The 12,309-nt window shown below is 71.2% G+C and carries 9 protein-coding genes and 1 pseudogene; 3 read left to right on the forward strand and 7 right to left on the reverse strand.

Annotation, left to right across the window (positions count from 1 at the left end; translation table 11 throughout):
* Positions 1-6 precede the first annotated feature (6 nt).
* Entirely contained in the window at positions 7-1,275 is a 1,269-nt protein-coding gene (locus ABD357_RS12465; RefSeq protein ID WP_344389790.1) for an LCP family protein, read from the forward strand.
* A gap of 336 nt (positions 1,276-1,611) precedes the next feature.
* On the opposite strand, the gene ABD357_RS12470 is transcribed toward ABD357_RS12465, so the two are convergent.
* Positions 1,612-2,607, reverse strand: a complete 996-nt coding sequence (locus tag ABD357_RS12470; RefSeq protein ID WP_344389791.1) for an Acg family FMN-binding oxidoreductase — start codon at positions 2,605-2,607, stop codon at positions 1,612-1,614.
* Between the two features lie 227 nt (positions 2,608-2,834).
* Positions 2,835-3,039: pseudogene (locus tag ABD357_RS12475) on the reverse strand (cyclic nucleotide-binding domain-containing protein); the annotation flags it as partial.
* Between the two features lie 185 nt (positions 3,040-3,224).
* Between ABD357_RS12475 and ABD357_RS12480 the strand changes: the two are divergent.
* Positions 3,225-3,425 (forward strand): hypothetical protein, encoded by a 201-nt coding sequence (locus ABD357_RS12480; RefSeq protein WP_344389792.1) that lies wholly within the window; start codon positions 3,225-3,227, stop codon positions 3,423-3,425.
* Positions 3,426-3,649: 224 nt separating this feature from the next.
* Here ABD357_RS12480 and cydD read toward each other — a convergent pair whose 3' ends face one another.
* The 3 genes from cydD to ABD357_RS12495 form a co-directional block, all read right to left on the reverse strand.
* Complete coding sequence (cydD, locus tag ABD357_RS12485) at positions 3,650-7,144, reverse strand: thiol reductant ABC exporter subunit CydD (protein ID WP_344389793.1); 3,495 nt, start codon at positions 7,142-7,144, stop codon at positions 3,650-3,652.
* A 38-nt stretch (positions 7,145-7,182) separates the two neighbouring features.
* On the reverse strand, positions 7,183-8,181 hold the full coding sequence (gene cydB / locus ABD357_RS12490; protein ID WP_344389794.1) for a cytochrome d ubiquinol oxidase subunit II: 999 nt from the start codon (positions 8,179-8,181) through the stop codon (positions 7,183-7,185).
* 82 nt (positions 8,182-8,263) lie between these two features.
* Positions 8,264-9,805, reverse strand: a complete 1,542-nt coding sequence (locus tag ABD357_RS12495; protein WP_344389795.1) for a cytochrome ubiquinol oxidase subunit I — start codon at positions 9,803-9,805, stop codon at positions 8,264-8,266.
* Positions 9,806-10,423: 618 nt separating this feature from the next.
* On the opposite strand from ABD357_RS12495, the gene ABD357_RS12500 reads away from it, so the two are divergent.
* Positions 10,424-11,254 (forward strand): universal stress protein, encoded by an 831-nt coding sequence (locus tag ABD357_RS12500; protein WP_344389796.1) that lies wholly within the window; start codon positions 10,424-10,426, stop codon positions 11,252-11,254.
* Here ABD357_RS12500 and ABD357_RS12505 read toward each other — a convergent pair.
* Both ABD357_RS12505 and ABD357_RS12510 read right to left on the reverse strand, forming a co-directional pair.
* Entirely contained in the window at positions 11,145-11,765 is a 621-nt protein-coding gene (locus ABD357_RS12505) for a CBS domain-containing protein (RefSeq protein WP_344389797.1), read from the reverse strand. The genes ABD357_RS12500 and ABD357_RS12505 overlap by 110 nt on opposite strands.
* A gap of 212 nt (positions 11,766-11,977) precedes the next feature.
* The gene (locus ABD357_RS12510; RefSeq protein WP_344389799.1) at positions 11,978-12,232 is read right to left on the reverse strand and encodes a cation transporting ATPase C-terminal domain-containing protein; all 255 of its coding nucleotides are present in this window, start codon (positions 12,230-12,232) and stop codon (positions 11,978-11,980) included.
* Between the last annotated feature and the right edge of the window lie 77 nt (positions 12,233-12,309).

The following is a 12,309-nucleotide window of genomic DNA, read 5'->3' on the forward strand; positions in this document are numbered from 1 at the left end:
AGGCCGATGAGCGAGTGGACTGACCGTCTGCCGGACAACGACAGGGGTGGCTGGAGCGAGGGTCGCTGGGACGGGGGCGGCCGGCCGGATCCGGCGCGGGGCGACACGGGGCCGGTGACGGACGGGAACCCGGCCCCACCCCCGTGGCGCACCGCGCCCCTGCCCGGTATGCCGTCGTCCACCGCCGCGGGCCGCACAGCCGCCGCGCACCAACCCCACAGGCACCGCGCCAGATCCCGCAAAGGCATGGTTCCCGACAGCGGCGGCAGACCTCCCAGGCGCCGCCCCACCCGGCGTAAGCGGACCGTGCGGCTGGCGATCCTCGCGCTCGCCGTACTGCTCGTCTCACCGTTCGGCGCGTACGTGTGGGCCGACACGGAGCTCACCAAAGAGGTCGACCTGGGCGCGCTCCCGGACCGCCCCGCTCCGGGCAAGGGGACCAACTATCTGATCGTGGGCTCGGACAGCCGCGAGGGTCTGTCCGAGCAGGCCAGGCAGGATCTGCGGGCCGGCTCGACCGAGGGCCGCCGCACCGACTCGATGATCCTGCTGCACACCGGCGCGAACGGCACCACGATGATGAGCCTGCCGCGCGACTCGTGGGTGACCCTCCCGTCGTTCGTCCGCCCCGAGAACGGCCAGAACTACCGCGGGCCGAACAAGCTGAACGCGTCGTTCTCCCTGGGCGGCCCCGAACTGCTCGTGCAGACCATCGAGCGCAACACGGGCCTGCACATCGACCACTACGCGGAGATCGGCTTCGCGGGCTTCGTCGGGATCGTGGACGCGGTCGGCGGCGTCGACATGTGCCTGGACCGCGCCATCAAGGACAAGGACTCGGGCGCGAACCTACAGAAGGGCTGCCAGACCCTGAACGGCGCCGAGGCACTGGCGTTCGTACGGCAGCGCAAGCAGGAGGCCGAGGGCGACCTGGGCCGTACCCAGAACCAGCAGAAGTTCCTGACCGCGCTCGCCAAGAAGGCGGTCAACCGTCAGACGCTCCTCAACCCGAGCAGGGTCTTACCGACCGCCGACGCGGGCCTCGACACGCTCATCGTGGACAAGGACACGAACCTGCCGGATCTCGTGAGCCTGTTCCAGGCGATGCGCAAGGTCACGGCAGGCAATGGGCGCCAGATCAACGTCCCCGTCTCCGACCCGGCATTCAGGACGCCCCAGGGCGCCGCCGTGAAGTGGGACATGCGCCAGGCACGGCCGCTCTTCGCACAGCTGAGGGAGGATCAGCCGGTGACCGTCCAGCAGCAGGGGCAGTGAGCCACCTTCGCCGCCTTCTTGCCGGTCATGCCGTCTCCATCGCCCGATGACTCGACGGAGCCACTACGCCCAGGGTCGGATGCCAGCACCGTACTGACCTCCACGAACCCCGCACCATGGTGGCGCATCCTCGCCCTCCCGACTCGGCGTGCTCACTGCGGGCCACCGCGACAGGGGCCAGTCGAGCACCGCTTCCGCGGCGCACTGCCTTGCTCAGGCGGGCCGCAGCCGGCACGCAGAGCGCGCCGAGTCACCGAGACCATTCGACTGTGGTCGCGGTGGGCGCGGGCGGGACTGCCGGTTCCGTCGGCTGGGGTGCGGTGTGTGCCGACGCGCTCAGCGGGCGGCTGACAGTGGTACCTCGGCCAGTGTCTGTTCCGCTGTCCTGCGCGGGGAAGGCGGTCCCTCCGGCCCGTACCCGAGGCGGAGCACCATCTGGGCGTGAGCGCGCCGGTCGCCAGGGGCTTGTCCGAGTTGATCGCGCAGGTCGGGCCACTCCAGTGCCTGGTGCAGCAGGGATGCCCGTACGCCATGTGCGGTGGCCACCAGCAGGACGCGTTCGAGCGCCTGGCCGGCGCGCAGCCAGTCGGCCCGCCGGTCGTGCCCCGTGGACAGCACCATGAGGGTCGGCCGCGTCTCGAAGGGGCGGGCGGCCAGCACGGCCGGGTGCCGGTGGGCGCCGAAGTCCCGCATGGGGATCCGGTCCCGGAAGTCCTGCGGTCCCAGTGTCCCAGGCGGCATACCGAGGGCCGCGTCGTTCGGGTCGTGCACCCAGCGGCGGCTCTCCGCGGCCCGGTCGGGGTCGGCCGTGTTGCGATGCTCAGCCTCGCGGGTGAGTTGCAGCAGGCGGTCGGTCTCGGCCGGACCGGGACGACTCAACAGGGCGCCTTCGGCGTGTGCAGCCTCGGCGAGCTCGGCCAGGACGGCAGGGGGCAGCGGTAGCTCTGAGTACGGGAAGCGGCTGCTGTGCCGATGCCGCAGCGCGTCGTACAGGTGTGGTGTGGAGGAGGAGGCGGTGGTGCCGCCGAGCCGCACGGTCGCGAGCAGGTCCGGCTCGGCGGGCCGGGGCAGCAGCCGGGTCACCGGCTCCCTGCCGAAGTGAGCCACCGCCACCCTGAGATTGAGCACGGCGCAGCCCACGGAGAGGTGCAGGGCGCGCCCGGTCGGATCGATGTGGCGCAGCCCGCGATCCGCCGCGGCACGGATCTCCAACGTGACGGTGTCCGGGTCCAGCCGGAACCGCCAGGGCTGTGTGTTGTGGATCGAGGGGGCAGCCACGGCCGCCGAGACCAGGTCCTCCAGGGTCGGTACAGCGAGAACCGCAGATCGCATCGGAAACTCCTCCCCGCCCTACGCCGACGGGGCGGCGGGGCTTGTCGTGAGCAGATGCCAGCGTGGCGTCCACGGCAGTGGCCGCAGGAGGGGCCGTACGGCTCTGTCCGGCTCCGAACGGCCCGACTTCATTTCGCGGGATCACCTGACCCGGGCCGTTCGCGGTGGGCGGTGAGGACGGCGGCCCGCACCCACTACCGATTCGGACTCTGCCCCGTGAAGGGGCGTTCCTCGACGGCGGCGCGGCGGCCGGGAATGTGCATGTCGAGGTCGACGGTGCCGGTACGGATGATCCAGAATCGGTCGGCGCGGCCTCCCTCATTGAAGAGGCGCGCGCCCTGGGGGAACGACACCTCCCGGGCGAAGCGCATCCCGCTGCCGGTGCTCGGCGGGCAGCGCCTGCAGCATGCCGGCCGTGGCGGGAGCGTTCATGACGTGCCTCCGATCAGGGCGACGAACCTGTCACGTCCAGCGTGCTCCCGTGCCCCGCGGCGGGCGAGGGGCCACTCGGCCCTATGGCCGGGCCGCCCGGCACCCCGTGAGAGCCCTTGGGCCTCCTGTGCCGGAACGGGTCCTGCGGTTCGATGAAGACAACCCGCTGGAAGGGGGTGTTCATCGTGGGTACATCACTGACCCCGGAGTTCTGGAGGCTGTTCGCCGTCCTCCTTGTGATCTCTATGGCGGTGACCTTCGTGCTCAGCGCCGCGCTCGACGCGCTGGTGCTACGCGCACAGCGGCGCCACACTCGTCGTCGGCCGACGGCCACGCGGATGACCGAGGCGTCCCGTCGACCCGTTCGGACCCTGGTCCGGCACTGAGCCACGGAAGTGCGGAGCGTTGTTGTCGCGCTGGCAACCCGTGGTGGCGTTGTTCCGGACATCCGAGCCCCCTTGGCGAAGTGAGTGCCGGCACGCGTGCGAGCCCTTAGCGGGGCTGGAGTTGGGACCGAATGGGTCCAGGAAGGGCGGGCGCCGGCCTCGATGTGCGCGGCCCGGCCGACGGAAATCAGTCGGCCGGGCCGTTGTCGTGTTCGATGGAGCACTCAGGCGGCAGCTCGCGCCGGTTCGGCTGCCTGCTCCCGCTCGGCCGTTCGCCGCAACGGGCCCGGTATGGCTATGAGTTGGGCCCAGGTGCCACGCTGGACCACACGGCCGTGGTCGAGGACGACGATCTCGTCGACGTCCTCAAGTCCCGCCAGCCGGTGGGTGATCAGCACGGTGGCGCGGTCTCGGGTGGCCGCGAGGAGGTCGGTCGTCAGTGCGTCCGCGGTGGGCAGGTCAAGGTGTTCGGCGGGTTCGTCGAATACGAGGACCGGGAAGTCGGCGAGCAACGCGCGGGCCAGGGCGAGGCGTTGGCGCTGGCCTCCGGAGAGGCGGGCGCCGTGCTCGCCGACCGGTGTGTCGAGGCCTGTGGGCAGGCCCCGTACCCAGGCGTCGAGCCGGGCCACGGCGAGAGCAGTCCACAGATCAGCGTCGGTGCAGTCGGGGCGGGCCAGACGGAGGTTCTCGCGGAGGGTGCTGTCGAAGAGGTGCGCGTCCTGGGCGCACAGGCCCACGACACGTCGTACGTCGTCTCCGGCCAGGCGGGTCGCGTCGGTCCCGGCGAGGGTGTAGGTGCCCGCGGCGGGGTCGAGGAAGCGGAGCAGGACGTGGGCGAGGGTGGTCTTGCCGGAGCCGCTCGGCCCGACGACCGCGATCCGGCGTCCGGGGGAGAGGTCCAGGTCGATGTCGCTGAGCGTCGGTTCGCGGCGGCTGGGCCAGACGGCAGTCAGCCCGTGCAGTCGAAGGGGCAGAGACGGCTGGGGGAGCGGGGCCGGGTGCTCGGGTTCGCGGACCGGGACGGGAGCGTCGATGACGTCGACGACCCGTTCCGCGGCTCGGCGGCTGCGCTGCCGTACCTGGGCGGCGGCCGGGAGTCCCGCGACCGCCTCGAACGCGGCGAGCGGGGTGAGGATCAGTACCGCGAGCAGAACGCCGTCCAGTCGGCCGGCGGCCACCGCTTGGACGCCCACGGCCGCGCAGGCGGTGGCCGTGAGCCCGGCGAGCAGCGCGACGAGCCCGGAGCCGAGCCCCGCGGTGGCGGCCGAGCGGGCGGCGATCCGGGTCAGGCGGCGGTCCGCGGAGCGTACGGCGGCCAGTTGGCGGGACAATGCCCCGGTCACCGTGAGCTCGGCGGTACCGGACAACGCGTCCAGGACGGTGGTTGCCAGTTCGCCGCGGGCCGGTGCCTGGCGGCGTTCGGTACGGCGAGAGGTGGTCGCGGTCAGCAGGGGCACGCCCACGCCCGCGAGCAGTAGTCCGGTGGCGAGCACGATTCCGGCGGCGGGCAGCACCGCGCCCAGCAGCGCCGCCGCGCCCGTTCCCACCAGAGCCGCCGCCACGGCAGGGAGGCGGAAGCGCAAGAGGTGGTCCTGCACGGAGTCGACGTCGGTGACGAACCGGGAGAGCAGATCCCCCTTCCGGTACAGGCGCAGTCCGGACGGAGCCAGCCGCTCCAGTCGTCCGTACACGGCGGTGCGCAGGGTGCCGAGACCGCGCAGTACGGCGTCGTGGGCCACCAGCCGCTCGGCGTAACGCAGGACGCTGCGTCCGATGCCGAAGGCCCGTACGCAGGTCACCGCGACCATCAGGTGCAGCACCGGCGGCTGCTGGGATGCGCGCGAGATCAGCCAGCCCGAAGTGCCCATGAGCGCGACAGCACATCCAAGGGCGAGTGCGCCGAGCACGACAGCCAGGGCGAGACGAGTGCGTATGCGCCCGGTGACGGTCATCCGTACAAGTCGGCGCAGCGGTGAGCCCGTTGAGGTGCTGGACAGGGGGCCCGGGACATCGGGGTGCGTCCGCTGTTCCGACGTCTCGGCAGGGAGCCCCACAGACACCGGCCCGGCTGACCCACCCGTGCTCTCCCTGCCGGCGGCAGGGGCCCGGAGTTCCACGCACCGGTCGGCGAGGGCCGTCAGCGCCGGGCGGTGGGAAGTCAGTATCACCGTGCGCGTGGCGCCCAGGCGGCGGACGGAGTCGGCGATCGCGGACTCGTTCTCGGCGTCGAGGTGGGCGGTCGGTTCGTCGAGGAGGACGAGCGGGCGGTCGGCGAGGAAGGCGCGTGCGAGGGCGACGCGTTGGCGCTGGCCGGCGGAGAGGCCTGTGCCGTTCTCGCCGAGGGCGAGGTCGTCGGGGAGGTCGAGGGCGTTCGCGTAGCGCAGGGCCCGGCGTACGTCCGCGTCGGTGGCCTCGGGCCGGGCGAGCCGGACGTTGTCGGCGACGGTGCCGGCGATGAGATGCGGGTGCTGCGGGACCCAGGCGATCCTGCGGTGCCACAGCTCGGGGGCGATGTCGGCCAGGTCCCGGTCGCCGACGGTCAGGGTTCCGGCCGTTGGTGCGGTGAAGCCGAGCAGGACGGACAGGACGCTGGTCTTGCCGGCGCCGGAGGGGCCGGTCAGGGCGACCGTCTCGCCGGGGCGGACCGTGAAGGACAGGTTCTCGACGGCAGGCGCGGGGCGGCCAGGGCGGGTCACGGTCAGGTTGTTGACGGTGATGGGGGAGGTGGAGAGGTCGGGTGCGTCGGCGTTGCCGCGCCCAGGGAGCGGAGTCTCCAGGACGTCGAAGATCTTCCCGGCAGCGGTGAGCCCTTCGACACTGGCGTGGTAATGGACACCCACCGCCCGGATCGGGGCGTACGCCTCCGGTGCCAGGACCAGCACCAGCAGACCGGTGTACAGGTCGAGTCCGCCCTCGACCATCCGCAGTCCGATGCTCACCGCGACGAGTGCGACGGACAGCGTGGACAGCAGTTCCAGGGCGAAGGAGGAGACGAACGCGATTCGTAGGGTGCGCAGGGTCGCCCGGCGGTACTCGTCGGTGATCCGCCGTATCGCTGCCGCCTGCGCCCTGGCCCGCCCGAAGACCTTCAGTGTCGGCAGGCCCGCCACCACGTCCAGGAAGTGGTGCGAGAGCCGGGACAGGGTCCGCCACTGACGGTCCGTGTGCGCTTGCGTGGCCAGTCCGATCAGCACCATGAACAGCGGGATCAGCGGCAGCGTCGCCGCGATGATCGCCGCCGAGAGCCAGTCCGCGGTCACGATCCTCGCCAGCACGACGACCGGGACCACGACCGACAACGCCAACTGCGGTACGTACCGCCCGAAGTAGTCGTCGAGCGCGTCCACCCCACGGGTGGCGAGTGTGGTGAGCTGACCGCTGCGCTGCCCGGCCACGAAGTCCGGTCCGAGCGCGGTCGCGTGTTCCAGCAGCCGCCCGCGCAGCTGCGACTTCACGGCCGCCGAGGCGCGGTGCGCGGCGGACTCGGTGAGCCAGGCGACCGCGGCCCGCCCGAACGAGACGGCGGCCAGCAGGAGCAGAGGGCTTTGCAGAGAACCCAGGTCCCGGCCGTCTTCGAAGGCCCCCACCACCACCTCGGCGATGGCCGCGGCCTGGACCACGAGCAGCCCCGCGCCGATCGTGCCCAGGGCCACGGAGGCGGCGAGAAAGAGCCGGGTGGAACGCGCGTGGCGCAGCAGCCGCGGGTCGACGGGTTTCATCGCACGTGTGCCTTTCGGGCGCTGGGGCTCGGAGGTTGTCAGGCGGCCGGGATGTGCTCGACACCGATGCGCTTGCGGAACACCCAGTACGTCCAGCCCTGGTAGAGCAGCACGACCGGCGTCATGATCGCCGCCACCCAGGTCATGACCGTCAGGGTGTACGTGGATGAGGAGGCGTTGCTCACCGTCAGACTCCATGCCGTGTTCAGGCTGGACGGCATCACGTCCGGGTAGAGCGCGAGGAAGAGCATCGCGACGGCCCCGGCGACGGTGACGCCGGAGAGGGCGAACGCCCAGCCTTCACGGGCCCGTTGGTTCGCGGCGAGCGCTCCGAGCAGTGCGACGACCGTGACGACGAGCGCGACGAGGCTGCGGACGTTGCCGCCGCTGGTCTGGGTCCACAGCAGGAAGACCAGCGCGAGCCCGGCGGTGGCGAGGCCCGCCCGGCCGGCCAGTGTGCGGGCCCGGTCGCGGATGTCGCCGCGCGTCTTGAGCGCCGCGAACACCGCGCCGTGGAAGGTGAAAAGGGTGAGGGTGACGAGGCCGCCCAGGAGGGCGTACGGGTTGAGCAGGTCCAGGACCGTACCGGCGTACTCGCCCTCGGCGTCGATCTTCACGCCGTGGACGATGTTCGCGAAGGCCACGCCCCACAGGAACGCGGGCAGCAGGGAGGTCCAGAACAGGGCGTGCTCCCAGTTGCGCTTCCACTGGTCGTCGTCGCGTTTGCCGCGGTACTCGAAGGCGACGACCCTCACTATCAGGCAGACCAGGATGGCCAGCAGCGGCAGGTAGAAGCCGCTGAACAGAGTGGCGTACCAGACCGGGAAGGCGGCGAAGGTGGCGCCGCCGGCGGTGAGCAGCCACACCTCGTTGCCGTCCCAGACCGGGCCGACGGTGTTGATGAGCACCCGGCGCTCGGCCTCGCCGCGGGCGAGCAGCTTGGTGAGGATGCCGATCCCGAAGTCGAAGCCCTCCAGGAAGAAGTAGCCGATCCACAGGACGGCGATCAGGGCGAACCAGACGTCGTGCAGCTCCATGGCCGTGTCTCTCTCCGTCTCTCCGGAAGTCTCAGACGGTCGTCAGAAGGTCTCGGAAGATCTCGGAAGATCTCAGTGGGTCTCAGTAGGCGAAGGTCATCGGGCGGTCGGTGTCCTCGTCGGCGGCAGGGCCGCGCAGCGAGGGGACCTCCGGCGGCGGCAGTTCGTCGACGGGGCCGGCCTTGGCGTACTTGACGAGCAGCCGCACCTCGACGACGGCCAGTACGGCATACAGGGCGGTGAAGACGCTCAGCGAGGTGATCTGCTCGGCGACGGTGACGCCCGGCGAGACCGCGTCGGCGGTGGTCATCAGCCCGTAGACGGTCCAGGGCTGGCGGCCCATCTCCGTGAAGATCCAGCCGAAGGAGTTGGCGACCAGCGGGAAGCCCATGGTGAGGACGGCGAGCCCCCAGGCCCAGGCGTTGAGGGTTGGGCCGAGTTCGCGGTTCGGGGTGAGCATCAGCAGCGGGACCCGGTCCTCGCCGCGCCGCTTGTCGGCGGCCAGCCACCGCTTCTTCCGGGTCAGCCACAGCCCGGTGAGTCCGATCGCGAAGGAGGCCATACCGAAGCCGATCATCCAGCGGAACGACCAGTAGGCGGTGGGGATGCTGGGCTTGTAGTCGGCGGCGAGATCGCCGTACTTCGCCTTCTCCAGCTCCTCGACGGTGCTGATGCCGGGCACCGCCGAGGTGAAGTCGCCCTTGGCGAGATAGGACAGCACCCCGGGTATCTCGACCTCGACGGTGTTGCGGCCCTCGTCGACATCGCCGTACGCGAAGAGGGAGAAGGGCGCCGACTCCTCCGTCTCCCAGAGGGCTTCGGCGGCAGCCATCTTCATGGGCTGCTGCTCGTACATCACCTTGGCGAGCGCATCGCCGCTGACCGCCGTGCCGAGACCGGCGACGACGACGGTGACCAGGCCGAGGCGCAGCGAGGTGCGCATGGCGGCGATCCGGCCGGGAGTGTCCGGCTTCGCGGCCTGCCCGGCGCGGCGCAGCTGGTACGCGGCGATGCCGATCATGAAGGCGCCGCCCGTGAGGAAGGTCGCGGTGAGGGTGTGGAAGACGACGACCAGGGTTGTCTTCTGGAACAGCACGGCCGCGATGTCGTTGAGTTCGGCGCGGCCGGTGACCTCGTTGACCTCGTATCCGACCGGGTGCTGCATCCAGGAATTGGCGGCCAGGATGAAGTACGCCGACAGGAAGGTGCCGATCGCCACCAGCCAGATGCAGGCCAGGTGGATCTTCCGGGGCAGCCTGTCCCAGCCGAAGATCCACAGCCCGATGAAGGTGGACTCGAAGAAGAACGCGAGCAGCGCCTCCATGGCGAGCGGGGCGCCGAAAACGTCACCGACGAACTTCGAGTAGGCGGACCAGTTCATGCCGAACTGGAACTCCTGCACGATGCCGGTGGCCACGCCCATCGCGACGTTGATCAGGAAGAGCTTGCCCCAGAAGCGGGTGGCCTTGAAGTACTTGTCCTTGCCCGTGCGCACCCAGGCGGTTTGCAGGCCCGCGACGAGGAAGGCCAGGCTGATGGTGAGCGGGACGAACAGGAAGTGGTAGACGGTCGTGATGCCGAACTGCCATCGGGCGACGGTCTCCTGAGCCAGCGCCAGCTCCACGGCGGGCCTCCTCGTGTACGGGGTCGCACGCACCCCGGGTTCGGGGGTCGGCAGGGAAATGGCCGGACCGGCCACGGAAGGCGGCGGCCCGTGGGCGACACCCTCGCGGGCGGGCGTACCGCCAGGACAGCGCCGTACGGTCCTGACACTGGGGCCGAACGGACCACAGTCCCGGCTTTTCTCTGGGCCTAATGGCACGCGGGGCTTCCGGGCTGACGCCCCACCGCTACGGGACGTCGTGCCCCGGCTCGATCGGGGCCGGTCGCATGGGCCCGACGCCGGGGTGCGTCAGCCGGGCAGCGTAAGCCCGTAGACGCTGCGCCCACCGCTCATCGCCGGCCGCACCATCCCCCCTCTGAGCGGACGCCGAAGGGAGCCGCATCGCCTTCGCCGCTTGTTCCTGGCTCTGGGGACCGTACGGCCCTGCGACAAGGGGCCGTACGGCGCCTTGTCGGGTGCTCACGGCCCCTGCCCCACGAGTCCGCCGACGACGAGCATCTTCAACGGACCCACCGTGGGAACCAGTCGAGCCGACCGGCGGCCAACTCGCCACCGTCCTCAGCCCTTTCCCGCCGAACACCCCGAGCACCCGAGCACGAAACAGAAGGGAACAGCACCATGACGCTCCACTACGTGGCCGTCGGAGTGGACGGCTCACTGGTCGCCGTACGGGCGCTGGACCGGGCCGCGGACGAGGCGGCGCGGCGTGGTGCCGCGCTCCACGTCGTGTACGCAGTGCCCGACCACGACGAGGCCGGACCGATCCTGGCGTCGGCCGCATCCCGGGTCCGAGAGCGTCACCCCGGCCTGCCGGTGGTGGCGTCGGCCGCGGAGGGCGGTGCCGTGGGGGCGCTGGCGCGCGAGAGCGAGGGCGCCGCGCTCACCGTCGTCGGCACCCGCGGACTGGGCGGGCTCACCGGTCTGCTGCTCGGTTCGGTGAGCCGGCGTCTTGCCGCGCACGTGCACAGTCCGCTGCTGGTCGTACGTGGCGATCACCCGTGCGGGGACGGCGGCGAGGTGCTGCTCGGCCTGGCCGACGACACCGACACGGACGTGGCTGCCTACGCCTTCAAGGAGGCGGAGCGGCGTGGTGCCCGACTGCGCGTCCTGCACTCCTGGACCCACCGGCACATCACCCCCGAGCTGCCCTCGCTCGTGCCCGCGACGAGCCCGGGACAGCAGCGACTCGCCCAGCAGGACCGGACCGAGGAGGCCGTGCCGCGTTTCGCCATGGCCCGGCTGCAGGAGCAGCACCCAGAGGTCGGAATCGAGACCCGCACGGTCCGCACCGACCCGGCGCAGACACTGCTGGAGGCCACCCGCGAGGCCGCCGTCGTCGTCATCGGCGCCCACCGCCGCACCAGCCACCTCGGCCCGCAGCTGGGACCGGTCGCGCACACCCTGATACACCGCTCCCACTGCCCGGTGGTCGTCGTGCCGACCGGGTGAACGGCACCACGCGCTCCGAGGGATGGCCCGGTCGGCCCTTCGGGTACCCGGTGGACGGGCGGAGAGTGGGGATGTGCGGACCGGCATGTACGCCGACCCACGACCCGACCCGGAAGGGAATCCCCCTAGCCTGAAGGGCCTGGTTGGCATCGGCTTGGGCCTCGATCGTGATCGGCTTGCCCTGCTTCAGCCGGCCCGCGGTCACGGTCCTGGGGTCCTTACCTCTGGCGAGACACTTCACCACGATGTCACGGTCCGTGATGATCCTGTGGAGCCGGTCGTCCTCGCCGCAGATCGGGAGGGCTCCGACGTCCAGTTCCCTCATCCTGCGCGCCGCGTCCTGAAGCGTCTCGTTCTCCTGGATGCAGGCGGCGCCGGCGTGCAGGATCTCCCGGGCGGTGGTCATAGTCGTCTCCTTCGAGCGTCGCTGTCCACGCGGGCCGACGGAGCCTGGCCCACCCAGGCCGGCGCTCCTCCGGACCAGTGTGGATTCCTCACCTCCCGTGGGCATGCCGGGAATAGGCGCGCACGTCACTCAACGTTCCTGGGCTGCCGGTAGCCCCGCCTTCGGCGGGCGTTCCGGTCTCAGCCGCGCCTGGAGACGCATGACGACATGCCCGAGGCCGGACAGCACAGCGGCGATCGCCAGATCGGTGGGCCGAAGCGGCTCCGTACCCAACAGGTCCCGCAGGGGCGGCAGATAGACACCGGCGGCCTGAAGGCTCAGTGCCCCCTACGGCGACCAGCAGGAATGGGTTGGCCAGGCTGCCCGGGCGAGCCCGGGAACCCGAGTGCCACGCCGAGCTGGGTCGCCCCGAGCACCAGGAAGATCATGGACTGCCAGGGGCGCCCGGTCTCCCGAGCCCAGACGCCGACCACGAGGGCCACAGTGGCGACGAAGGACCCCATGAACAGGATCCGCGGCCACAGGCCGGCCCCCAGCACGCTCTCCTCGTGAGGCCGGGGCGAGTTGCGCATCGTGTGCGGGTCAATCGCCGGCGTGCGGGTGGAACTCGCGCGGGTGAGTGTGGGGCCGGGACCTGCCACGGCATACC

The sequence above is a fragment of the Streptomyces vastus genome (assembly GCF_039532825.1).
GTDB classification, from domain to species: Bacteria; Actinomycetota; Actinomycetes; order Streptomycetales; family Streptomycetaceae; genus Streptomyces; species Streptomyces vastus.